The sequence below is a fragment of the Moorena sp. SIO3I6 genome, from assembly GCF_010672095.1.
Genome location: NZ_JAAHHU010000096.1, coordinates 1 through 25,283 on the forward strand (window position 1 = coordinate 1; position 25,283 = coordinate 25,283).

Below are 25,283 nucleotides of genomic sequence, written 5' to 3' on the forward strand. Positions count from 1 at the left end.
TACTGGATATAAGATTAATCCTCTAACTATTGATACTTATAGCAATCGCTGTAGCAATTGTGATAATTTTAACTCCCTACTTCCTACTCCCTGTTGCCTTTGATATAGAGGATTTTTGCTTATTAATAAGATGGGTGTGCTCTGCCTTTGCGATTAGAATCCCTAAGGAAAACCGCAGCAGGGGAGTTCCCATTAGAAACGGGTTCGCTATCGATGATTATGATTGTTTTACTAACGACTACCGAGAGGATATCACAAATCCTGACCAAAAAAACTTAATAAAATCTAAAATTATAGCCCTGCTCCCTATTCCCTACTCCCTACTCCCTAAAGGAATTTGTGACAAAATTTAAAAAAATATGCTATAATATAATATTTTTTGTGATATAATGAAAACGTGGAGAATAAATTCCACGGAAGAGCCAGCCCGCAGATCTTGTCGGGCTCGGGCTGGCTCTTGATCCCCATGTAAAGGAGACAACTTACATTATGTCTTACAGTCAACTATACCGATGGGTAATGATTCGGCTATTGCCACCGATGCCACCACTAGTTTTCGCTCGGTTTGAGAACCTTTCCGATGCCAAAAGCTATTCCCAGGCTCTGAAGCAGTTGATGCCCGATGCGAAATTTTTGATTTTTCTTGATATAGGTATGCCGATAGAGCAAGAGGAATAATCTTAGGGGCTCAAGGGGTGATAATGATCATTATCACCCCTTGATGATTTGATGTTTAGGTGATGATTAATGGAAAAAAAATCTCGATCAATATCATTAGTAAAGACCGATAAAATGTTAAATCAATAATCATCTTATTAGAAAGATCTTCAGTTATAGCACAGCGCTATCGATATAGAGCAATTCACCTCCCGTTATACCCGCAGGGTTAGCGGGAGGTGAATTGCGGCCAAAAGCTTAGTTCTACTCAAGTAGCATTCCTGGATAGAATTGTGTTATAATTTAAGTATGCTGACACTAACCTACGAGTACAAGTTAATTCCCTCTCAACAACAAATTGCCGTAATCGAAGATATCTTGAAGGTTTGTAGAAAGGTTTGGAATTACGCCTTAAGAGAACGAAAAGACTGGTACAAAAGTAGGAAATGTGCAGTTAATTATTGTTCTTTACAGCAGGAATATATAATTCCAGCAGATGAACCGTATCCCAACTACAAATTACAAGCTGCAAAATTAACTAAAGCCAAAAAGACCAATCCTGAACTTAAAAGAACAAATGCTCAAGTTTTACAACAAGTCTTAAAGAATTTAGACCGAGCATTTAATAATATGAGAGAGCAGAGATATGGTTTTCCTAGATTTAAAAATAAATACCGGATGCGGTCGTTTGTATTCCCTCAGTTTAAAACTAATCCAATGAAAAACGAGTGGCTCAAGCTACCTCAGATTGGATTAGTTAAGATGAGATTGTCACGACCAATTCCAGATGGATTTAAAATCAAGCAAGTTAGGATAGTTAAACGGGCTAGTGGTTATTTTGCAATGCTGTCTTTACAAAGTGAAGTCAGTATTCCTGATATACCAGCGTGGGGTCATCCACTGGGGATTGATATTGGGCTAGACAAGTTTTTAGCAACTTCCGACAATGAGTTAATAGAGCGGCCTAGATTTTTAACCAAGCTGCACGGTAAGCTGAAATTGCTACAACGCAGATTAAAGTTAAAGAAAAAAGGGTCGGCAAATAGACATAAACTTAATTGTAAAATTGCAAGACTTCATCAAAAAATATCAGATACTCGAAAAGATTTTCACTTTAAGTTAGCACATCATCTTTGTGACCAAGCTGGAATGATATTTGTTGAAGACTTAGATTTTAGAACTTGGGCAAAAGGGATGTTAGGTAAACATACCCTTGACGCAGGTTTTGGTCAGTTCTTCAATATTCTGGTCTGGGTTTGTTGGAAACGAGGAGTATATTTTGGCAAGGTTGATCACAGGTACACTAGTCAAATTTGTCCAAATTGTGCTACACATACAGGCAAAAAAGATTTATCTGAACGTATCCACTTTTGTCCCGAATGCCATTACGAGATCAACAGAGATGTTTCAGCTGCTCAAGTGATTTGTCAACGTGGTATCACTGCGGTCGGGCAGATCGTGGGAAAAATTGACTGTGTAGGCGGGCTGTCGGGGGTTGGTAACAACCTAGATAAGTGCTTAAGAAGCAGTAAACCCAGATCGTGAGGTTTGGGAATCCCCCGTTATAATCTCTGATTTAACGGGGGAGGATGTCAAAAAAAATAATTAGTGGTCAGTAGCTAGTTGGTAATGAAAATAACACCAACAACTAACTACTAACCACTAATACTGATCTAGGAATGATAAATAGGTTGTGAGTAAGAATTCAGCCGTCAGCCGTCAGCCGTCAGCCGTCAGCCGTTATTAGTCAGCCTTTAGCTGATAGCTGATAGCTGATAGCTGATCACTGAGAGCTGATAGCTGAGAGCTGATAGCTGAGAGCTGATAGCTGATAGCTGAATGCTTACGATTGATTTTCACAAATCGTTTATAAACCCAATTGAATCAAGCTATTACCAACCATTGTCAGCTTGATACAGCACATAATCAGCAAGCGCTGCAATCTGCTCCTCTTTTAGCTTACCTTTGAAGGCTGGCATGGGGGGTTTACCATTGGTGATCTGGTAAACGATCTTGTCCTTAGAATACATGCCATACTTCTCAAGGGCATCCTTTTTCAGAGTTTTTTGGGTATTGATTAAATTCTTTCCACCTGCATGACAAGCGGCACAGTTGGCTGAGAAGACTTGTGCTGATTTCTTTAGGGCTGCGTCATCTACGGCTACAGCTACTTCGACAGGTTCAGCAGGAGTAGTTTCTTCCTCTGCTACTGCTTCTGGCTCAGCAGCAGGCTCAGGTGCTACAGCTACTTCTTCTGGTTCAGCGGGAGTAGTTTCTTCCTCTGCTACTACTTCTGGCTCAGCAGGAGTAGTTTCTTCCTCTGCTACTGCTTCTGGTTCAGCAGGAGTAGTTTCTTCCTCTGCTACTTCGGTGGGTTCCGCTGGGGATTCCACTGTTTCAACTGCAGCAGTTGGGGCAGGTGTGGTTTCTGGAGGAACAGTAGCTGTAGTTGCGCTACCGCAACCATAGGTAAAGGTCAACACACAGACCGTTACCACTAAGAGTGATAGTAGCTTTTTCAATGCAATTTGTCTCATGAGATTAAAAAAAACAAGTTCGCTAGTCCATACAGGATTGTCAGATCATGTATTTCTTTCCGTCAAAAGACAAGCTGTCAAACTTCTTGATTTCTTCCTGACTTAAAGCGCAGTAAGGGCGCACACCGTGCGCCCTTAAGTCATACCCTAGGGTTATAGTTGCTAGGTAAGTCTTGATTTAAGTTCACTAAACTACCACGATTTGCGATCGCTTAAGTCTTAGAATAGTCAATCTTGTGATAGTTAGTAGCAAAAACTACTAACTACTAATTTTCCGACGGATGTTTCTGGATCGTCTATAGGTTACGCCCGTTGGAGCCACACAGCACAAGCTGTGTGGTTTTCACATTCCTCGAAGTCTTGATCAACAGCCCTAGTCCTAGCGCTACTATGATCCAGCTTCAACAATGATTGTGCCTCCCATGCCAGCACCACGGTGGGGGGCACAGTAGTAGGAGTATTCACCGACCTCATCAAACGTAGATGTATAGGAAGAACCCTTAGCCATCAACATCTTTTTATGAGTCAGAGATTCGGCGTCATCAAAAACAACATTATGAGGACCAATGTTGTTCATCACCCACTTGACGGTGTCACCCACTTTGATGGTAAGAGTACTTGGTTCAAATTTTAGTTGCCCATTGTCTGTACCCATTTTCACAGTGTAGGTTCCTGCATCAGCTGCAGCAGCAGGCTCAGATGCTACAGGGACCTCAGTGGGTTCCGCTGGGGTGGGTTCTTCTTCAGCCACCTCAGTGGGTTCCGCTGGGGCGGGTTCTTCTTCAGCCACCTCAGTGGGTTCCGCTGGGGATTCTGGCTCTGGGGCAACTTCAGCAGCTGGGGCAGGTGTGGTTTCTGGAGGAACAGTTGCTGTAGTTGGGCCGCCGCAACCATAGGTAAAGGTCAAGATACAGACGGTTACCACAAGCAGTGATAGTAGCTTTTTCAATGCTATGTTTTTCATAAAAAAAATTGAACCATGACTGTCAATGGTTCAATTATATGACAAGGTGTCATATACATTACAAGCTGTCAAACTTATTATGATCAGATCCTATAGAAGCCCTACAGGTAAAGGGAAGGGCGGCTGGCACAGACATAGCGCGAGGCAGCAATTAAGTAATCTGCTAGTATGCCCAGGTAGTATGCCCAGGTAGTATCCCCAGGGAAATGCTAAGCTGCCATCACACCAGCAGTAATAGGGGCAAATCCACCGATGATCAGGGTATCTTAGGTACGGGTGATCATCGGTGTAGATGATTAACGAAGCTTATTTAGCGGCACAAGGATTGGATTTACTTGCACAAGGATTCTTTTTACTTGCACAAGGATTTTTTTTACCAGCACAAGGATTGCCTTGCTCTGTAGTACTCTCACCAGGAGCAGTATTGGTTGTGGGAGTTTCTCCGATTCACAACCATGGTACATGGGGAGTAGTAGCGGTGATCAGTGGCCAGGAAAAAAACACCTTTTGGCGGCGTACTGATGACCCAGATTTTTGCGATCGCATCGAACAAGTTGGGGAAAAAATCCTATTCCCTGGAGATATTATTAGTTTTACCTCTGATGGGATCCATAGTGTGGAAGCAATGGGAGATGAACCAACAATTACCTTTAATATTTATGGGTAAACAAACTACGACCAGCGATTTGAGTTTGATCCACTAACCCATTCTGCAAAGACGTTTTGAATGTAGAATTAAGAATTTAGAATTTAGAATTTAGGTAAGCATTCAGTTATCAGCATTCAGTTATCAGCTATCAGCTATCAGCTTATGGGATAGGGCACGCTACAATAACAGCTTTTGAATAAAACAGGTAAGCATTCGTTTAATAGTCACGAAAGTCACAGGTTAGAAGCCTGTGCCACAAAGCTGACTGCTGACCGCTGACCGCTGAATGCTTACGAATTTATAAATTATAATTTATAATTTATAATTTACAATTTAGAATTGGTAATTATCAATTTAAAGTTGAAGGTTTTCTGTCAGCATACATAATTTAAACTTTAGAACCTATAATTCTACCTTCTTAATTCTTAATTCTACCTTCTTAATTCTTAATTCTTAATTCTTAATTCTTAATTCTTAATTCTTAATTCTTAATTCTACATTCTTAATTTTACAACGCACCACCCACGGGCTGATATCTTGGTGTAAATGAACAATAGCTTAAGTCTCTAGCTCCTCTAAGGATTTCGGTACACCAGCAGTCAATACTTCATTCCCTGACTCAGTCACTAACACATCATCCTCAATCCGAATCCCAATCCCGCGCCAGCGCTGATCAATAGCTGGCTGACCTTCCACAGGCTCAATATCAGGACCAATATAAAGTCCTGGTTCCACTGTTACTACATTACCGGGCTGAAAAATCTGCCAGTTTTCCCCCTGTTTGTAGCCTCCACTGTCATGGACATCCAACCCGAGCCAGTGACCAGTGCGGTGCATATATATATGTTTATATTTCTCTTCTTTAATAATTTCCTCACTATCACCAGCCAGGAGTCCCAAATCGATTAACCCTTCCACCAGGATTTTCACAGCCGTGTCATGAAATTGATTAAAGGGATTCCCTGGTTTAACTTGTGCGATCGCATTCAACTGTGCCTTCAAGACCAACTCATACAGAATTTTCTGCTCTGGGGTAAACTTACCACCCACTGGAAATGTCCGAGTAATATCAGCGTTATAATACCCATAAGAACAACCAGCATCAATCAGTAGTAAATCCCCATCTTGCATCTGTCGATTGTTCTCGGTATAGTGTAGAACGCAGCTATTAGCCCCAGATGCTACTATGCTCGGATATGCCGGTCCGATGGCACCTCGTCGCCGAAAATCATGTTCTAGCTCTGCCTGCACTTCATATTCATAACGTCCAGGTTGAGTAAATGCTCTAGCATGGTTATGGGCATCCACAGAGATTTCCACAGCTTGACGCATCAACTTCAATTCCCTAGTACTCTTAACCCGGCGCATCCCATAGAGAATTAAGTTAGTGGATTCGAGAGCCATCGGTCCGGTTCCGTTCTTGGGATAAAGAGCCATCAACCTTTGCCAGTGTTTCAGGATGGTATCATTGAAAGCTTTATCCCGTCCCAAGTGGTAATAAATTCGATCGGCCTTTTTTAAATACTGAGGTAACTTCTCATCCAACTCAGTAATCGGATAGGTCTCATCAGCACCAAATAGTTCTTTTGCTGCTTCGACACCTGTCCGATAGCCTGTCCATACTTCTTTCTTTGGTTCTTTCGGTTGCACAAACAGGACAAATCGGTGTTCTTCGTGATGGGGCGCTAGTACAACTACGGCCTCTGGTTCATTGAAACCTGTCAAGTAAAAAAAATCGCTATCCTGTCGGAAATTGTATTCCACAGTATTATGCATAATGGCAACCGGGGCGCTCCGAAAGATAGCGGTCCCGTTGCCAATCTTACTCATCAACTGTTCACGACGCTCTTTATATTCGGTTTGTGGAATCATTTAGTTATTGGTTAGTTGTTCGCTATATTTCTTTTTAGCCTAAGCCCACCTAGATATAACCGGTTAATGGCAATTTTACCGTATAGGTTGTACCAACTCCGACTTGACTAGTTAAGAGGATGTCTGAAAAGTAATTGGCTAACACATCCTGCTGTTTGACTAACTGATACTTCTAACTGGTGCCTATAGAGAGCTATTTGAACGCACCCCAGCTAAATTAAAAATTATAGCTGGGGATTCTTATGCTAGGTTGGACTGAGATAGCTTCCATAAACTACTGAGCGTCACTGGAGTTCTCAGCGTGTGGGACTCCACCAGTCCAGAAAAGCGGTTGCAGTCTGGGTAAGGGGCTAGGCAAGCCCATTCTAAAAGTTGTAGTTGTAACTCATTAGTTGAATCACTGACCCATCCTGGGATAAATCCCTTGAGCTAATCCTAATGGTATCGTTTTTGGCACGGCGTATGGGTGTGTCCTTCATCAATGTTAAAAACTCCTCCAGTGGCAAAATATCACACTGTTCGGCATCAGCGGCCTTGGTTCGGAAATGAGTAGGAATCATGATCTTGGCCTTAAGGAAATCAAATGCCTGTTTAGCTTCTTGAGGGTTGTAAGCTTTCGGTCCCCCTCCTACTGGAATCAACGCTAAATCAGGACGCCCGATCAGAATTTTCTGCTCAATATCTAGAGGGGCTGCTGCTCCTCCCAGGTGTAGGATATTGATACCGTTTTGAGTCCATTTCCAAGCCACATTATTACCAAACCGACGTCCACCGACTCGGTCGTGAGGAATACTAATTCCTTCGAATTTTAGCCCATTTACTTGAAAAATACCCGGTTCAAAGAGGAGCCGGGGACTCCCCGGTATTCCTTCCGCTGCTCCTTCATCTAGTAGTAGGCTACTGATTAGGACTAAATCTGCCTCTACTTTTGGTGATTTATATCTAGCCGTACACCCAATGGTTTGGAATGGGTTAACTAAAACTCGCACACCACCCCCAGTAAATAAAAAGCAGGTATGACCAAGCCACTGTACTGTCAGTACATTGCGTGATGGCTGTGCTTGGTAAGAACTGAGCCCAGAAGCTAACCCGGTTGAAAGAGTTGTGAGTACACCGGCACTGACATAGCGCATCAACTGTCGCCGTTTCATGGTTTCTTGGAAACAAGTTTATTTTCAGGGAGATATAGAGAGAGTAGCAGATGCTGGCAGGGATTCTAAGAAGTTTTTTAGAAGTTGCTTACCAGAACAGGTCAAAATACTCTCTGGATGAAATTGGACGCCTTCGAGGTGGGGATAGTTCCGATGTCTAACTCCCATAATTGTGCCATCATCTACCCAAGCCGTGATTTCCAAGACATCAGGACAGCTGCTGCGGTCAATAACTAAGCTATGGTATCGAGTCGCTGTGAAAGGATTGGGTAATTCCCGAAAAACCCCAACCCCAGTGTGATGAATCTCTGAGGTTTTGCCATGCATCAATACTGGTGCCGAAACAATTTTCCCGCCAAATACCTGACCCAAGGCTTGATGACCCAAGCAAACCCCTAGAATTGGTATATTTGACACCAAATTGCTGTATATAGCACTTGATATGCCAGCATCTTCAGGACGTCCTGGTCCTGGAGAAATCACTACCCCATCTGGGTTGAGTTGGCGAATTTTCTGTAAATCAATTTTATCATTGCGATAGACCTGAATCTCTGATGCAACAGGTAATTGGGTACCCAATTCTCCTAGGTACTGTACTAAGTTGTAAGTAAAGCTGTCGTAGTTGTCAATGACAATAATCATGATCGGTTACTCCCGATTGACCATAGGTTGCAGGTTATAGATTATAGGTTACAACTTAATTGAACTCTGCCCTGGTTTTAAGCTTAGTATTCCAATCAGAATTGAGAATATCTCTTCTGTATCCCTAGGAATAGTCTGACTTTGAATAGTTTTGGCAATGTGCTTCCGTTTCCTATCAAGGGTTCCAAATTTCCAAATATCCCCCAGAGTAACAGCGCCATAGAGGACTTCAATAGATTCGCTCTCTTCATACTTATCTAAAGCAATTAATTCTGCTGCTAACTGGTTGAAACCACCATCAATATCTTTCTTTTTGGCTTCTATAATAATCAGATTTTGACTACTTTTTAATAAGTAGTCTAGCGCTCCCCCTAGCTGATCGTTAATGTCTAGGGGATACTCAACATTGACTTTAACTGGGAGCAGCTTGGCAATTTCCAGGATTAGTGGGGCAATCAGAAATTCCCGTTTGGCAATTTCCGAGGTAATGCTTATTTTGGGAATAATGGTGTAGTAGGTATGGTTGAGGTTTTCAATGATATCTAGGTCATAGTTAGTAGACTTAGGGAGGTCAATTACTTCAATGGCAAAGGAGTAACCAAACTCACCAACAATTTCCTCAGTGGGATTGGTCATCGCAAAATAGTCACTAAATGTATACTTTCGGTTTTCTTTGAATATCGATTTTTTCATAAGTTAATTTGTTAGCAATCAGCTATCAGCGTGTCGCGTATCAGTTATCAGCTTATGGGTTAGGTCTCAGCGTCGAAGCCTGTGCCACGGTAGAAGCCTGTGCCACGCTACTTGACTTTTGAATAAAACAGGTAAGCATTAGTTTAATCTTTGTTACGTCAGCTTCTCCCTGGCCGTAAGGATTAAGCGGAGTGCTGAGTGCTGAGTGCTGAGTGCTGAGTGCTGAATGCTTACCCGATCAGCTAAGAGCTCCAAATAGATCATAATCCCGAGAATAAGGAATTCTGGCTCTTAATGTTGTTTAGCGATCGCATTGCTTAAATTGTAGTCAAATCTTGATTTTTGTAAGTAATCAAGTATTTATACTTATTTCTTCTGGTTAAGAGCGATTGGCCTTAGGCCTCAGCTTCCGCTAAAAGCGATCGCACTCGACTACCCAACAACCAGCAAACCCGAGCTTGGCTTCACCCTCTTAATGTTGTTTAGCGATCGCATTGGTTAAATTGTAGTCAAATCTTGATTTTTGTAAGTAATCAAGTATTTATACTTATTTATTCTGGTTAAGAGCGATCACTCTTTATACTTGGTAAGTGCTATGAAACTCAGCGACTAATCGCTGTTTTAAGATATACTTTATAATTTACTTTATATACAGTCTCTTAGGCTACGGCGCACATCTGTTCCAATATCATAACGAGATAGTTTGATGTCTAAGATATGATTAGACCCAATCAGGATACTGATTAACTATGGCATTTAGCGACTTTAAAACTATTGCTGATGTACAGAAACACTATCAAATTAAATACGAATAAGGAACATTTATAGTTTCTCAAGACACTGACCCACCAGAAATTTTTTTAAAAGACCTAGAGTTTTATAAAGAAACGATAGATGTATTCAGCTCGGAAGCTTCCCGGAGTGAAATTATCATTTCTCCCTTGTTGCGAGAACTCTATAAAAAATACTATAAAACCTATGCTTTCTGGATTAAAAAAAGCATTTTCTATGATCAAGTTTTGTCAGGGACTCCTGACTATATATTTTCGACAAAATCGGAATTAGGAAAAACGGTTTTAGAAAAACCACTGGTTATTATTGTTGAGGCGAATAAAAATGATTTTCAACAAGGTTGGGGGCAATGCCTTGCCGAGTTAGTAGCTTCCAAAAAAATCTTAGGTGCGCTTTCCGTTGGCGAATTAAATTCGCCACGGGTCGCACCTCAAGATGTTCAACGTCCTGTTTATGGCATAGTTAATGATGGTAATTTATGGCAATTTGGACGATTACAAAGGGACATTTTTACTCAAAATATCGATAATTTTACGATTGATAAATTGTCAGGATTATATGGAGCATTAGACTATCTTATCCTGTTAACGGAAAACTATACTAGTAATCAGTAATATTCGTTATTACCTTCAACTCTTATAATTCCTGTCCCCCATTAATCTCACGCTCCCTGATCGGGTGAGACATGAGGCAACTGCTGGTCGAATGATCAACGTGGCTCAAAGCCTTGCTAGTCAATCAATTTACTCCAAGTTTGTGGTCCGACGATACCATCAGCCGTTAAACCTTGTTGTTTCTGAAATCTGATCACAGCACTTGCGGTGCCTGAACCAAAGATACCATCTGCCTGAGTTCCCACCCGACGTTGGAGATATTTTACCGTGGTCCCTCCAGCATGATTAGGTCTAAGTATGGGTTGCTCAAGAATCTGATTAATAGTCTGCCATGTCGTCGAGTCACCAATTCCAGTTTGGTTAATTCCTACAATAGCTTGAAATGTTTTTATTGCTGCGATAGTCGCCTGACCAAGAGATCCATCTTCTACTAATGGCTGACCAGCAGGACTTTTAATTTTTAGACGATTGAGAGCTTTTTGTAATTCTATAACATTATCGTCAGAGGAAGATTTAGTAGTTGGTGGCTCTTCTCCTGTTAATCCTTTAACAATTGCATTAGCCAATGCTTCTGGATCGTAGAGTTCCATATCTTTCTGGGAATCACAAAAGCAGCTTTCTATGAGAATTGCTGGCATATTGGTATATCGGAGGACATATAAATGAGAGCCATTTTTAACCTTTCTATTGAAGTAACCTAACTCCACTATCTTTTCTAAAACTGGCTGGGCAATTTTTTTGGCAGTATCACTAATCGCAAATACTTCTGTTCCATTAGCTTGGCCATTAAATGCATTAAAATGAATTGAAACAAACTGATCAACTCGATTAGCATTGGCTATATTGCACCGTTGCCGCAGCGAGCTGCCCAAAGTACTCGCACTCTTAGGCTTGCATTCAACTACCTGATGTCCCAAGTCTCTCAATTTTGAAATTACTCTCGTTCCCACGTCCCTAGTCATTTCATCTTCTACTCTGATACCTTGAGCTCCTGTATCAGCACGCAAGTTGTGACCAATATCAATTCCGTACTTCATGAAACCTTCTCAATCTCTATAATTAGCCCTTTTCTCTAATTCTGTTCTATGTTAGTGGATTTAAGCCAAGGGTGCTTAACAAAATTTAATAAACTGCTGCTAAATCGAAAACTCACACTGAACACTTGTTTTTTTCTAAATTGATCCGGATCAAGAAACCTTAAGGAATAACATCATAGGACTTTAAATGATTGTCCGAGTATAATATCAAGTCCGGTTAACTAGCCATAATCAAGAAAATTGATGGGGAGATAGGGAGATAGGGAGATAGGGAGATAGGGAGATAGGGAGATGGGGAGATGGGGAGATGGGGAGATGGGGAGATGGGGAGATGGGGAGATTTTTATTAAAGGGTAATTATCCGCAGATGCTATCATAAGCAATTGTTCTGAACTTTAATCTGAACTTTAACTTGAACCTTGAGCACAGCATAAAGTAATGGGCAATAGGAAATTGGCTGACAATTCCCCATTACCCATTACCTTGTCCCAAATTACCAACTAACTAGCTGTAGCCTTCTTTTGCTTTAGCCTTTCGGGTTGTTGATATTAAAACCCAGGCTTTGTGATTGCTACAATGCTACAATTGAACGGTCACTGTCTTGACCTCGGTGTATTGCTGCAAGCCATACTCCCCAAGTTCACGACCAATCCCAGACTGCTTGAAACCACCGAAGGGAGCAGCGGCATCAAACACATCATAGCAATTCACCCAGACAGTACCAGCACGGACATTGTTTGCGATCGCATGAGCTTTAGTAATATCCTTCGTCCACACGGCTGCGGCTAAGCCATAAATAGTATTATTTGCCCGCTGAATCACTTCATCAATATCTTTGAACTTAATAATGCTCATCACTGGGCCAAAGATTTCTTCTTGAGCAATCTTCATCTGATCTTGGACATCAACAAACACTGTCGGTTCGATGAAGTAACCGCGATCGCCAACTCGGCCACCACCACACAACATCTGAGCTCCTTCCTGCTGACCAGACTCAATATAGCCCATCACCTTATTGAACTGTTCGAGATCCACTTGGGGACCCTGTTCTGTGTTGGCATCAAACGGGTCACCAACTGTACGATTTTGTGCCCGTTTCACACACTTGTCTACAAACTCGTCATAGCACTTCTCTTCCACAAACAGCCGCGAACCAGCACAACAGCACTGTCCTTGGTTAAAGAACAGGGCAAAGTGAGCGCCCTCAATGGTTTTATCCATGTCAGCGTCAGCAAAGACAATGTTAGGACTCTTACCACCAAGTTCTAGAGTGACGCGCTTGAGGTTACTCTTAGCAGCAGCTTCCATAATTAGATGCCCTACCTCAGTCGAGCCGGTAAAGGCAACTTTATCGATATCCATATGATGTGAAATCGCAGCCCCAGCGGTTGGTCCATAGCCTGAAAGAAGATTCACCACACCAGGAGGGAAACCTGCTTCGATAATCAGTTCACCGATCCGCAACGCTGATAAAGGAGTCTGTTCCGCCGTTTTCATCACCACGGTGTTACCAGCTGCCAATGCTGGGCCTAACTTCCAAGCTTGCATCAACAGTGGAAAGTTCCAAGGAATAATCTGACCAACCACTCCCACAGGTTCATGGCGCGTGTAGCAGAAGTAGGGTCCGCTGATGGGAATTGTTTTGCCTTGAATCTTATCTGCCCAACCAGCATAGTACCGATAGCAGGCAATGACTAGAGACAAATCTGCATTAAACGAATCACGATAGGGCTTCCCATTGTCTAGGGTTTCCAGCCGTGCTATTTCTTCCTTGTTTGCTTCGATTAAATCAGCTAGCTTGTAGAGTAACTCCCCCCGCTGGGTGGCCGACATTTTGGGCCAGTCTCCACTGGTAAAGGCTGTCCTAGCCGCCACTACTGCTTTATCAACGTCTGGGGCATCAGCCTCAGCCACATCACAGATCACCTCTCCTGTAGCAGGGTTAATCGTCTCGAATCGTTTCCCAGAGACGCTCTCTACCCATTCGTTGTTAATCAGCAGCTGAGTTGGGCCGATTTTGACCGTTGGCTGTGGTCTTGTCTTTGGTGTAGGGGCGGTGACCATAATCGTCTTCTGTCGTTAAGTTTATTTTTTATGACATTCTCAATTCTAATGGTGGATTGTCAACTTAAAATTTAACTAAAAATATATATTTTATTAATATTTTATTTACGATTGTTAACTAACTTTCAAGTTTTGCTTAATTTTGTTAACACTATAGCCAGAGTATCCCTAAGTATCCCTATGGTAATATCTATAGGGGCTATGATATTAATGAGGTTGTACACACCTATTTTTTACCTGTTCCCTGTTCCCTATTCCCTATTCCCTAAAATCCAAAACTTGTGTACCTAAGCTATTTGATTATTTGATAAATGCTATAAAATATTACTATCCAATCACCCATTACCAATATTGGGTTGAACTCCATAGGTTTTAAACTTTTCTATAACTATCTGCATTTCTTCCTCACTCAATAATTGAGGTTCTCCATAAATTTTGTTAACGCTGATGATTTTGATATAGATTTGAGCCAAGGTTTCTAGCTCTTGTGCGACTTTCAGAGCGTGCCTTAGATCTTTTCCACAGGCAATCATACCATGATTTTTTAACAAACAGGCAAATGAATTGCCCAGTGCTTTTAGGGCGTTGTTGCTAAGTTCTTGAGTGCCAAAGGTAGCATAATCAGCTACCTTTATACTGCTCCCACCTATCCTAGCAACCATATAATGAAAGCTGGGTATGGGTATACCCATACAAGCCAGTGCTGTAGCATGGATACTATGAGTATGAACAATAGCATTGACATCGGAACGATTCAACAGTATGTCATAGTGAAATCGCCATTCACTGCTGGGTAAATAACGATTATTATCAGCAAAAACAGGTTGTTTGTCTTTGCCGAAGTAAATTTTGCAGATTTTATCAGGAGTTAGGTCTTCGTAGTCTAGTCCACTGGGGGTTATTGCTATTGCCTCACCGATACTGTCTCTAACCCTGACACTCACATTACCACTGGTACCTTGATTGATACCAAGACTGTTCATGCGAAGACAGGTATCAATGATCTGCTGGGCGGTTATGGTTTCAACAGGGATTGACTTGATGATCATACTAAGTTGCACCTGATCCGGGAATTTGGGGACTTTGTCAACAATCCTATCCCCCTTGAGCACCACAAGGATATAGCAATCCTAATTTCTAGGTGAACAATACTTCCCTAGTTCGTTAATTTGAGTTGCGAACTGTCACTGTTGAGGAATCATACAAGATTGCTATAGACACCGATGCACCGATAATCCAACCCTATCTTAATCTGTTTATCAGTATTCTTACCCTTGCTGCAATCAGAATCAATTGCTATGTATAGCCATGGTAATTAATTTATTGACAATAATGGATACTATTCTTCAGGTGCGCTCTTACTTGGCGAATTTAATTCGCCAAGTAAGAGCGCACCTAACCATCTTCCCCCTCCTGCCCCTCTTTCTCCTTTTAACCATCTTCCCCATTTTCCGGCTCTTCCGGTGAACCGCAACTCAAATCGGATTGCTACACCATGAATTAAAGCCGAGAGACACTCAACAACAAAAGTCGCCTACCACTATGGCAAAAGCAATAGGCGACTAACTCCTCTCTATGGATTAGATAATTACATCAATTAGGTAACATTGGCAACAAAGGATTGGTACTTGACCAGATAAGCGATCAGCTGTTTGGCTCTTTGACAGTAGCTTGAACATCCACGCTCTGAACACCTTCAACCTGGATTGCCAAAGGTGCAATCTGACTCAATTGATCATCAGACGATACTTTTCCTGAGATAGTTACCATTCCCTCTGCCGCTTCAACTTCCAACTGGGTATTGGGGAGCTTGGTTTCTAAATTATTAAGTACTAAACTGGCTAGTTGGTCATCTTCATCAAGGTTTTCTAAATTACCCAAGGCTTGATTTGGCTCTTGAGTAGTTCCAAAATTTACCTCGATTTCCTTTCGGGTTTCTTGAACCATGGCATCCCCTTGGTTTCCTTCAGACCGTAAGGAGACTAGTTCTTCATCGTTTTGATCTATAGAGTAGGAGGGTTCATCACTTGTTTTAGCTTCATCGCAAGCAGCAGCACCAAACAGAATCACTCCACCTAGTAAAATTGGCATCAACTTATTCATCTTTAATTTCTCCTTGTTCTCTCCTTGTATTTACTCCAATCGAGTCCGGTTAATCACTTCGTATTCAGGTAAACCGCGACGTGTTAAGTGTTAAGTATTCAGTGAACATTGACACTATTAAATTTCCGAAAAAACCTGAATAATAAGTAGTCAAACGGACGGGATATAATTCCCAAAAACACCAAACTTATTGAGCTTAATTTTCTAAATCTTAATTTGGCCTGACTCCTGTTGGTTTTGGTTCCGATTGAGCATGAGATCTTGAGGGCAAAATTACATGGTTAACAACATGCATAATGCCGTTAGTGGCTTCAATATCTGCTTGAGTTACCTGGGCATTGTTGACATTAACATTACCGTCTTCACCCACGTGTACTGTCACCGCTTTTCCAGCCATAGTGATAATGTCTCCCGACTGGATTTCACTGCTAGGAACTGCACCACTTACAACATGATACTTTAGCAGCTTTACCAGTACCTCTTTGTTTTCTGGTTGTAGTAGACTGTCTAAGGTATTTGCTGGCAGTGCAGCAAAAGCGTCATCGGTGGGAGCAAAAACAGTGTAGGGTCCTTCACCTGCCAAGGTTTCCGTTAAGCCCGCTGCCTCAATTGCTTTGACAAGGGTTTGGAATTGATCATTGCTCGCAGCTTGCTCTACAAGGTTACTGGTTGTAGATTCAGTGTCAGCGGTAGCTGGCATTTCTACCTTTTCACCCTCTTGAACGGGTTTGCTCAAGGAATCGGGGGCACTTTCTACCATAGACTCAGTTGCACCATTGACAGGATCTTTAACTGAGTTTTCTGTTTTTTCTTGCGCTATTGCCGGGAAACTGATCAGAGCACTTAATCCCAGAATACCTGTTAGCAATTTAATGGGAGTTTTCATTTAGATCATCTCTCCTGAATGCTAGGTATGGTTGACGCTTTCCAACTAAACGGCTTCATATTTTGATATTATTACCCAAAAGTAAAAAAGTCGGTAATAAATTTAGAAATTAGGGAGTAGAAATTAGGGAGTAGGGAGTAGGGAGTAGGGAGTAGGGAGTAGGGAGTAGGGAGTAGGGAGTAGGGAATATGGCCTCAAAAATTATCACAATTAATTCCTACACGGATCTCTATATAATTCTTTATAATTCTTTCAAAAGAAAATCCCAACCTAGAGCCTATATTCCTAAACCAGCGGTAAACGTATCTGAAAGCAGCTACCAACCCCAACCTGAGACGTAAGGGTGATTTTTCCCCCATGACTGTGAGTGATTGCTTGAGCGATCGCAAGTCCCAACCCCGTACCCCTCTCTCGGTGAGAACGAGCTTTATCCGCACGCCAGAAGCGATCAAACACAAACGGCTGATGTTCAGGGGCAATACCAATGCCAGTGTCCTCAATCATGACCAGGGCATAGCGATTCTGTTTGGCAACAGTAAGAACCACTTTTCCTTGAGGGGGTGTGTATTGCAGGGCATTCTCTAACAAGTTGGAAAATAAACGGGTGAGTTGCCCTTCATCCCCAATTACAGAGACTGTTGTCAGGCCGTGATATTCTAAGGTAATCTGCTTATCTTGAGCAAATGATTCTAACAATTCCACCAAATTATGCAAAACTGTATTGAGGGAAATGGGGACTGACTTTCGGGTCGGAATTGACAAGGCTGCATCAGTGCGAGCTAAAAATAGTAAGTCTTCTGCTAAGTGGCTCATCTGGTCTGTAGCGCTAGCAATAGCCACTAACTTCTTAGCATCCTTGGGATGAATGCGCTCAGGATGATTTCGCATCACATCCACAGAGGCTTTAATTGCTGTCAAAGGACTGCGCAATTCATGGGACGCATCAGCAGTAAACTGTTTAAGCTTTTTAAAACTTTTCTCAATCGGCTCAAGAGCTTTCTGGGTCAGCCAAAGTCCACCAATACCAACAAACCCTAGAGCGATCATTCCTCCCATTCCTAATCCCCAAAATAGTTGGCTTTGGACAATTTCTACATCCTCTGTGGATTGACTGGCTCGAATATAGCCCTCTAGGGATGGTTGGCTTGGTTTCGAGGTGTCCTTAAAAACAGAAATTGTAAACGTCCTAATCGGCTCTGATGTCTCAGGGAGTTCTAGAGTCAACGAACCCAGTTTTGGCGGGAAAGTCAATACAATCGCACCTCGCCTTGCCAATAGTTTCCCCTGATCATCAAACCATTCTAAGCTTTGTTTGTCTCGGTTAAAGATATCTCGCCAGGGGACTTCATCAACTTGTTCAATGTATTGACTCCCTTTAACTTCTACTTCAGTAAATGAGGGGGCAGCAGATTGGGCTAAAGTCTGTAGTTTTTTGTCAAGTTGCTGGTATAGACTCTGTGTTAAAAAAACATACACACCCGCACCAAATACACTCAAAATTGCGGCCATTACCATCAGGTAATACAACAAAAGACGCCAGCGCAAACCTTTAAACATCTGGTAATTAGTAATTAGTAATTAGTAATTTTAGTAATTGGTAATCGTTAACTGACCCAACTATACTTGATATCATTCGTTGCTTCACGAATGCCGTCAACTTACCCTACGGGAAGGCCAAAGGCGAACAACCTGCCAACTTTCAACCTACCAACCTTAAACCTGCAACCTACCCTACGGGAACGCCAAAAGCGAACAACCTTGGCCAAAAGGCCACGCGCTTCGCAGCAAAGCGGGACTTCGTCCATCCCGTTCAACCTGCCAACTTTCAACCTGCCAACTTTCAACAGTAACAACTGAATATTGAATTAGGGATTTTCTTTGAGACGATAACCCAAACCATAGACTGTCTCAATCAAATCAGAGGGAGCTCCTGCTGCGTCGAGTTTCTGTCGTAAACCTCGGATATGAGCTTTAACGGTTGCTTCTTCTGGTAGTCGTTCAAAGGACCATAGGTTTTCCAGGATTTGAGCACGGCTAAACACACGGCGAGGATGGCGCAGGAAAAATTCTAGCAGAGCATACTCTTTCGGACTTAGGGACAAGAGACGGTCTTTATAGAAGACTTCACAGGTACTGGGATCAAGGCGGAGGGAATCCCATTCCAGTACAGGTGGTAAGGTAGTATTTCCCCGGCGCAGTAAGGCCCTAATCCTAGCGGACAACTCTCCTAAATCAAAGGGTTTGACTAGATAATCATCTGCACCAGCATCCAGTCCTACAATTTTATCACTGATGGTATCCCGAGCCGTCAGCATTAGAATGGGAGTAAGGTCGCCTTGGGAGCGCAACTTGCGGCAAAGGCTAATACCATCAATCTTTGGCAGCATCACATCTAACAAAATTAAATCATAGCTGAAGCTCTCTACTAGTTCCCTACCCTCTTGACCATCATTGGCAACATCCACGACATAATGCTGGTCGGTGAGGTCTTCAGCAAGGGCGTCGGTAATCCGCTCATCATCTTCTACTAGTAAAATCCTCATCTTCAGTACCTCTAACTCTAAATGATTACCTGACTTTTATCTTTGATTATGACCAATTTTTTGACAACTGTAGAAAAATTTGGGAGTTTTCCATGATACTGGTAAAATGATTGATAGTAAGTCAGGTTAATCAGTTACCAAATAGTGCCGGTATTTTTGGGAATGGCTTATGGGGAATCGTCAACTACAGCATTATTAGTTGATATCTAGAAATCAAACTAATAAAAATAGGGAACTTCGGCTCAGCAAAGTAGCGCTTTTTGATACTGTTTTCGTCAATTATTTTTCCCTTGTCCAAAGTTCTCTTGTCCGAAGTTGCCGACAACTGCGCCGAAGTCTAATTAGCAATTATTCTCAATCATGGCATGACTTACCCAAGGCCACTGGGAGGGTTAGCCGATCAGTACGATTATGATCAAATATGATCAAAGTGTAAAGAATTATTTCGAGCGGGTTCCATGAAACGCATTGTACTGATAGCAGGATTTGAATCCTTCAACGCTGACTTGTACCGCAAAGCTGCTGACTTAGCAACCTCCCGCTGTCCGGAACTGGATATTAGAGTATTTAGCGATCGCGAAATCACTGCCAACCCTGATACTGTAGACGCTGCCCTCCAAGATGCCCAAGTCTTCTTCGGGAGTCTACTATTCGATTATGACCAAGTGTTATGGTTACGCGATCGCATCCAACACATCCCCATCCGCTTGGTATTCGAGTCAGCTCTAGAACTGATGAGCCTGACTCAAATTGGTCAGTTCAAAATTGGGGATAAACCCAAGGGGATGCCCAAGCCAGTAAAATTCATCCTGGACAAATTCAGCAACGGACGAGAAGAAGACCGCTTAGCAGGTTATATCAGCTTTTTGAAAATTGGTCCGAAGCTGCTGAAATATATTCCTGCTAGAAAAGTCCAAGACTTGCGCAATTGGCTAATTATCTACGGTTACTGGAATGCTGGTGGCTCAGACAATGTAGCATCTATGTTCTGGACCCTGGCAGAGAAATACTTAGACCTGAAAGTGGGAGACATTCCGCCGCCAGTGGAAACTCCAAACATGGGGCTACTCCATCCGGACTACGACGGATATTTTGAATCCCCACGACAATACCTAGAATGGTACAAAAGCTTAAAAGTTAAACAATTAAACGTTATTGGGAAAAGCCCTACCAGCCCGCTAGCTTCTCAACACAACCTTAGAGAAAACCCTGTTGTTGGTATTCTGCTTTATCGCAAACATGTAGTTACAAAACAACCTTATATTCCCCAGTTAATTCGCTACTTTGAGGAAGCTGGATTAACTCCTTTACCCATCTTTATCAATGGTGTAGAAGGTCATGTAGCTGTGCGGGATTGGATGACATCTGCTTATGAAACCCAACAGCGACAACTGGATAACGTAGAAACTCCTTCCTTGTCTAAAGACGCTGTCGAAGTGGATGCCATTGTGTCTACCATCGGTTTCCCGTTGGTAGGGGGTCCAGCTGGTTCTATGGAGGCCGGAAGACAGGTGGCTGTAGCGAAACGTATTCTCACTGCTAAGAATGTCCCTTATACTATTGCTGCACCCCTACTGATTCAAGATATTTACTCTTGGACAAGACAAGGCATTGGGGGGTTGCAAAGTGTCGTATTATATGCATTGCCGGAATTGGATGGAGCAATTGATACTGTACCCCTAGGTGGTTTAGTCGGAGAAAATATCTATCTGATTCCCGAACGAGTTAAGCGACTGACTGGACGGGTGAAGCGTTGGATTCAACTCAGACAAACCCCACCAGACCAAAGACGAATTGCGATTATTCTCTATGGTTTCCCTCCTGGGTATGGAGCAACAGGAACAGCAGCCTTATTGAATGTACCGCGATCGCTTCTTAAATTCCTCCACGCTCTAAAAGAACAAGGTTACACTGTTGGAGAATTACCAGAAGATGGAGAAGAACTAATCCGCTGGGTGAAAGCAGCAGACGAAGGCTTGAATGGTGACAGCTTGAATGGAGAATGTTCTAACCTTGGCCAAAAGGCCACGCTACGCGAACAACCAGCAACCAACATTCAACCTTCAACCTTCAACTACCAACCTTCAACTAGTAACCTTCAACCTTCAACTAGTAACCTTCAACCTTTAACTAGCAACCACCAACCTTCAACCACAGTTAACGTTAAAACCCTACAAGAATGGTTAGGCTACTTGTTAACTACCCGTATTGAAAAACAATGGCAATCCTTGACTGGTACAGGAATCAAAACCAATGGGGATGAGTTCGAGATTGGTGGGATTGAGTTAGGAAATGTCTGGATTGGGGTACAACCACCCCTGGGTATTTCTGGAGACCCGATGCGGCTGATGTTTGAACGAGACATGACCCCACATCCCCAGTACACTGCCTTTTATAAGTGGTTACAGAATGATTTTGATGCCCATGCGGTGGTGCATTTTGGCATGCATGGCACCGTGGAATGGTTACCTGGTTCACCCCTGGGGAATACGGGGTATTCTTGGTCGGATATTTTGCTAGGAAATATCCCGAATCTGTATATCTATGCCGCCAATAATCCTTCAGAGTCAATGTTGGCCAAGCGTCGGGGTTATGGGGTGTTGATTTCCCATAATGTACCCCCTTATGGTCGGGCTGGTTTGTATAAGGAGTTGGTAGTGCTACGAGATTTAATCTCAGAGTATCGGGAGGATCCTGAAAAGAATTATGCCTTGAAAGAAGCAATTTGTAAAAAAATTATCGATAGTGGCTTGGATACCGATTGTCCCTTTGAGGATGCTAAGAGGTTGGGCATGACTTTCAGTCCAGAGAATGCCCAGATGTTTAGTGCTGATTCATTTAATCGCTATCTTGTCAAGTTGTACAACTACCTGCTAGTGGTCGAACAACGCTTGTTTTCCTCTGGGCTGCACACTCTAGGTCAAGTGCCTGATTCGGAACAGTTAGGGTCTTACCTTCGGGCGTATTTTGGGGAGGATGTCCCGGAAGCAATGGTTAAAGCCATTGTGGATGGAGAATTTGAACCGCAAACACCAGACGGACGTGAACAGGTCGAGGATGAGAAGGTTGAAGAGGCGTTACGGATTGGTGAGTTGTTGATGCAGACTGGGGAGGAGTTGACCAATTTGTTGCGGGGGTTGAATGGGGAGTATATTCCTCCAGCTCCTGGGGGGGATTTGTTGCGGGATGGTCCTGGGGTTTTGCCAACAGGACGGAATATTCACGCTTTGGATCCTTATCGGATGCCCTCTCCAGCAGCTTATGAACGGGGCAGGGAGGTGGCCAGGAAAATTATTGCCCAGCATCTTGAGGAACATCAGGAGTATCCAGAAACTGTTGCGGTAATGCTATGGGGATTGGATGCGATCAAGACTCGTGGGGAATCCTTGGGGATTTTATTGGAGTTAGTAGGTGCAGTACCTGTTAAAGAGGGAACGGGACGGATTGTACGGTATGATTTGATGCCCTTAGCTGAGGTAGGTCATCCTAGAATTGATGTTTTGGCAAATCTCTCAGGGATTTTTCGGGATAGTTTTGTCAATATTGTTGAGCTGCTGGATGATTTGTTCCGTAGGGCGACTGAAGCAGATGAACCAGAGGAAGAGAATTTTATCCGCAAGCATGGGTTAGCGTTGCGATCGCAAGGGGTAGACAATGTTTCTGCTCGGTTGTTTTCTAATCCAGCCGGGGATTATGGTTCTCTGGTCAATGACCAAGTAGTCGATGGTAATTGGGAATCCGGGGATGAATTAGCGAATACATGGCAAAGCCGCAATGTATTTAGTTATGGACGGCAAGATAAAGGTCAAGCCCGTCCGGAAGTCATGGAGCAGCTGCTAAAAAGTACCAGTCGTATAGTCCAGGAAATTGATTCTGTCGAATATGGGCTGACGGATATTCAAGAATACTATGCTAATACTGGAGGCTTGAAGCGAGCAGCCGAAAAGCAAGGGGGTAAGACCGTTAATGCCAGTTTTGTGGAAAGTTTCTCAAAGGATACTACACCCCGGAAGCTAGAGGATTTGTTGCGGTTGGAGTATCGGACAAAGTTACTTAATCCCAAGTGGGCTGAGGCGATGGCCAATCAGGGGTCTGGGGGAGCTTATGAGATTTCCCAACGGATGACAGCATTGATTGGTTGGGGGGGTACAGCTGATTTTCAAGATAACTGGGTGTATGACCAAGCAGCAGATACTTATGCCTTGGATGAAGAAATGGCCAAGAGGTTGCGACAGGCAAATCCTGAGGCATTTCGCAATATTGTAGGCCGGATGTTAGAGGCAAATGGACGAGGATTCTGGGAACCGGATCACGAAACCTTACAGAAGTTACGGGAGTTATATGATCTCGCCGATGAGGAGATTGAAGGCGTGACGGCTGTAGGATAAGAGGGTGTGGGGTGACCGAGTGTGGTAATCGGGTGAAAATCTTGCTCGTAGTCATCCCAATTCCTAAACCTGAAAATCTTTAACTTACCCGTTCACCCTACACTCGTTTACCCTAGATTAGTTTAGCCAATCAATAAGAGTGTGAGTATATTTCTTTTATCCTAACTATACTCGTTCACCAGATGTTATGGCCTTTGCATGAATAGCCTTGTTCGCTAGAGTCTTTAGTTTGCTTTTCTAGCTCTTGAGCCAATTTTGCAAATTTTTTCATTTCATCAATTAATGCTGCTGCTCCACTCTTTTGGGTTGTTGATTGTTGGGACATCGATGTTTATCCTGATAATTTTACTTACATTAGCCGCACCGTAGATTTACTCATAGAGGAACTCTACGAAATTGGCTCTCTATTTTTATATTTCTTGGGACAATAAAAGAATCCGGATTAAGTCTGGTAGTTTAATATGAAGCGATCGCTAACTAAATAGGCAAGATTATAAAGTTTTTTATTACTATAGCAATAAGCCGAATAGTTCGGATTTGCTCTGATTTTAAAATTGACAATCAACAATAGTTAATGAACAATGGTTAATTTTAAATTAACCATTGACTAATAATACCTATAAACACTATACACACTATACTTTGTACCCATGGCAACGGAAATTGAACGCAAATTTCTAGTTAAAGGCGAAGAGTGGCGGAAACTAGGCACTGGTAGTGTTTATCGCCAAGGTTACATTCGTACAACTAACCGCACTACTGTCCGGGTGCGCCTGGTGGGAGATCAAGGATATCTTACTATCAAAAGTCCCAAGGTGGGTTTTTCTAGAAAAGAGTATGAGTACCCTATCCCAGGCTCGGATGCTCAAGAAATGCTCGATACTTTGTGCCAGGGTCCCTTAATTGAGAAAACTCGTTATAAAATTGAACACGCTGGCTTGATTTGGGAAGTGGATGAGTTTGCTGGGGATAATCAAGGATTAATTTTGGCAGAAGTTGAACTAACTGATGAAAATCAGGACATTGAACTACCAGAATGGATTGGAGTTGAAGTCTCTGATGATCCGAGATACTTCAACTCCAATTTAGTTCAGCATCCCTATACTCAATGGTTACACAGAATCTAGGCTATAGGGTGTGGGGTGTGGGGTATGGGGGAAGAGAATTTGTACTTCTCTATCAGGAGTTATTTTAATTAGCCGCTTCGGGTGCTGGCAGATGGTCTGCTAATTGCTCAAGAGATTCTACATCGATGGCCAGATCCATTAACTGTTCTAATTTTTCGACACTCAACCCCTTCACACGAGCTTGAATTTCAGGGGATAGGTCTCCAAAGCGCCTGTTAAGCAATCGTAGCAGCAGTCGCTCAGCTCCTTCCTGACGACCTTCTAAAATACCTTCCTGACGACCTTCTTGACGACCTTGCTTAATGCCCAACCTTTCGATACTCGTGACATACTTCATGTTGACCTCCTGTTCGTACTGGTTAACTTCTTCACGAAAGGCTTGTTCTAGTGCTGAGGGTAAGTGCATTACCCAGTCGATGAAGTGATATAAGTTTAAAATGTCTTGTCGCTGATACCCTTGCTCGTACAATCGTCTGGTCAGAGCCATTTTCCAAATTTTTCGTTGCTGGCCATCACTGCGAGTATCAACTGCTTTCAGGTGAGCCATGATTACCGTGGCAAAGG

23 protein-coding genes are annotated in these 25,283 nt (G+C 42.7%); 7 read left to right on the plus strand and 16 right to left on the minus strand.

Going from position 1 to position 25,283, the window contains the following annotated elements; all coding sequences use genetic code 11:
- The first annotated feature begins 59 nt into the window (after positions 1-59).
- The 3 genes from F6K49_RS23620 to F6K49_RS23630 all read left to right on the plus strand — a co-directional run bounded on the left by F6K49_RS23620 (position 60) and on the right by F6K49_RS23630 (position 2,202).
- Complete coding sequence (locus F6K49_RS23620; RefSeq protein ID WP_293100601.1) at positions 60-353, plus strand: hypothetical protein; 294 nt, start codon at positions 60-62, stop codon at positions 351-353.
- A gap of 136 nt (positions 354-489) precedes the next feature.
- Positions 490-678, plus strand: a complete 189-nt coding sequence (locus tag F6K49_RS23625; RefSeq protein ID WP_293017467.1) for a hypothetical protein — start codon at positions 490-492, stop codon at positions 676-678.
- A gap of 288 nt (positions 679-966) precedes the next feature.
- Positions 967-2,202, plus strand: a complete 1,236-nt coding sequence (locus tag F6K49_RS23630) for a transposase (RefSeq protein ID WP_293100604.1) — start codon at positions 967-969, stop codon at positions 2,200-2,202.
- Positions 2,203-2,549: 347 nt separating this feature from the next.
- On the opposite strand, the gene F6K49_RS23635 is transcribed toward F6K49_RS23630, so the two are convergent.
- A complete protein-coding gene (locus F6K49_RS23635; protein ID WP_293073376.1) occupies positions 2,550-3,194 on the minus strand; it encodes a c-type cytochrome in 645 nt (214 codons plus the stop codon).
- Between the two features lie 388 nt (positions 3,195-3,582).
- Entirely contained in the window at positions 3,583-4,158 is a 576-nt protein-coding gene (gene petE, locus F6K49_RS23640) for a plastocyanin (RefSeq protein ID WP_293100608.1), read from the minus strand.
- Between the two features lie 292 nt (positions 4,159-4,450).
- Here petE and F6K49_RS23645 point away from each other — a divergent pair, with 292 nt between their 5' ends.
- Positions 4,451-4,825, plus strand: coding sequence for a hypothetical protein (locus tag F6K49_RS23645; RefSeq protein ID WP_293080819.1), 375 nt, complete (start codon positions 4,451-4,453; stop codon positions 4,823-4,825).
- A 540-nt stretch (positions 4,826-5,365) separates the two neighbouring features.
- Here the strand turns inward: F6K49_RS23645 and F6K49_RS23650 are convergent.
- From F6K49_RS23650 to F6K49_RS23665, 4 genes are all read right to left on the minus strand, one after another.
- Positions 5,366-6,679, minus strand: coding sequence for an aminopeptidase P N-terminal domain-containing protein (locus F6K49_RS23650; RefSeq protein WP_293017472.1), 1,314 nt, complete (start codon positions 6,677-6,679; stop codon positions 5,366-5,368).
- 365 nt (positions 6,680-7,044) lie between these two features.
- On the minus strand, positions 7,045-7,830 hold the full coding sequence (locus F6K49_RS23655; protein ID WP_293072554.1) for an MBL fold metallo-hydrolase: 786 nt from the start codon (positions 7,828-7,830) through the stop codon (positions 7,045-7,047).
- A gap of 24 nt (positions 7,831-7,854) precedes the next feature.
- Positions 7,855-8,472, minus strand: coding sequence for an aminodeoxychorismate/anthranilate synthase component II (locus F6K49_RS23660; protein WP_293017474.1), 618 nt, complete (start codon positions 8,470-8,472; stop codon positions 7,855-7,857).
- A gap of 48 nt (positions 8,473-8,520) precedes the next feature.
- Entirely contained in the window at positions 8,521-9,165 is a 645-nt protein-coding gene (locus tag F6K49_RS23665) for a hypothetical protein (protein ID WP_293017475.1), read from the minus strand.
- Between the two features lie 941 nt (positions 9,166-10,106).
- Between F6K49_RS23665 and F6K49_RS23670 the strand changes: the two genes are divergently transcribed.
- Positions 10,107-10,571: a hypothetical protein gene (locus tag F6K49_RS23670; RefSeq protein ID WP_293017476.1), complete on the plus strand. Its 465-nt coding sequence runs from the start codon at positions 10,107-10,109 to the stop codon at positions 10,569-10,571.
- A gap of 116 nt (positions 10,572-10,687) precedes the next feature.
- On the opposite strand, the gene F6K49_RS23675 is transcribed toward F6K49_RS23670, so the two are convergent.
- From F6K49_RS23675 to F6K49_RS23710, 8 genes are all read right to left on the minus strand, one after another.
- Complete coding sequence (locus tag F6K49_RS23675) at positions 10,688-11,608, minus strand: N-acetylmuramoyl-L-alanine amidase (protein WP_293100613.1); 921 nt, start codon at positions 11,606-11,608, stop codon at positions 10,688-10,690.
- Between the two features lie 221 nt (positions 11,609-11,829).
- On the minus strand, positions 11,830-11,985 hold the full coding sequence (locus F6K49_RS23680) for a hypothetical protein (RefSeq protein ID WP_293017478.1): 156 nt from the start codon (positions 11,983-11,985) through the stop codon (positions 11,830-11,832).
- 202 nt (positions 11,986-12,187) lie between these two features.
- Positions 12,188-13,672 (minus strand): aldehyde dehydrogenase family protein, encoded by a 1,485-nt coding sequence (locus F6K49_RS23685; protein WP_293080811.1) that lies wholly within the window; start codon positions 13,670-13,672, stop codon positions 12,188-12,190.
- Positions 13,673-14,007: 335 nt separating this feature from the next.
- Positions 14,008-14,787, minus strand: a complete 780-nt coding sequence (locus F6K49_RS23690; RefSeq protein WP_293017480.1) for a class II aldolase/adducin family protein — start codon at positions 14,785-14,787, stop codon at positions 14,008-14,010.
- A gap of 529 nt (positions 14,788-15,316) precedes the next feature.
- Positions 15,317-15,775, minus strand: coding sequence for a BON domain-containing protein (locus tag F6K49_RS23695; RefSeq protein ID WP_293017482.1), 459 nt, complete (start codon positions 15,773-15,775; stop codon positions 15,317-15,319).
- Positions 15,776-15,986: 211 nt separating this feature from the next.
- Positions 15,987-16,661, minus strand: coding sequence for a fasciclin domain-containing protein (locus tag F6K49_RS23700; RefSeq protein ID WP_293017484.1), 675 nt, complete (start codon positions 16,659-16,661; stop codon positions 15,987-15,989).
- A 285-nt stretch (positions 16,662-16,946) separates the two neighbouring features.
- Positions 16,947-18,218 carry a HAMP domain-containing sensor histidine kinase gene (locus tag F6K49_RS23705; protein ID WP_293017485.1) on the minus strand — a complete coding sequence of 424 codons (1,272 nt, stop codon included), beginning with the start codon at positions 18,216-18,218 and terminating at the stop codon, positions 16,947-16,949.
- Between the two features lie 308 nt (positions 18,219-18,526).
- On the minus strand, positions 18,527-19,204 hold the full coding sequence (locus F6K49_RS23710; RefSeq protein ID WP_293017486.1) for a response regulator transcription factor: 678 nt from the start codon (positions 19,202-19,204) through the stop codon (positions 18,527-18,529).
- Between the two features lie 458 nt (positions 19,205-19,662).
- Here F6K49_RS23710 and F6K49_RS23715 point away from each other — a divergent pair, with 458 nt between their 5' ends.
- A complete protein-coding gene (locus F6K49_RS23715) occupies positions 19,663-23,592 on the plus strand; it encodes a cobaltochelatase subunit CobN (protein WP_293100616.1) in 3,930 nt (1,309 codons plus the stop codon).
- A 175-nt stretch (positions 23,593-23,767) separates the two neighbouring features.
- Here F6K49_RS23715 and F6K49_RS23720 read toward each other — a convergent pair whose 3' ends face one another.
- Positions 23,768-23,917 carry a hypothetical protein gene (locus F6K49_RS23720; protein WP_293100619.1) on the minus strand — a complete coding sequence of 50 codons (150 nt, stop codon included), beginning with the start codon at positions 23,915-23,917 and terminating at the stop codon, positions 23,768-23,770.
- Positions 23,918-24,242: 325 nt separating this feature from the next.
- Between F6K49_RS23720 and F6K49_RS23725 the strand changes: the two genes are divergently transcribed.
- Complete coding sequence (locus tag F6K49_RS23725; protein ID WP_070392218.1) at positions 24,243-24,719, plus strand: CYTH domain-containing protein; 477 nt, start codon at positions 24,243-24,245, stop codon at positions 24,717-24,719.
- Between the two features lie 64 nt (positions 24,720-24,783).
- On the opposite strand, the gene F6K49_RS23730 is transcribed toward F6K49_RS23725, so the two are convergent.
- Positions 24,784-25,283: DUF4351 domain-containing protein (locus tag F6K49_RS23730; RefSeq protein ID WP_293100622.1), on the minus strand; the 500-nt coding region annotated here is incomplete at its 5' end.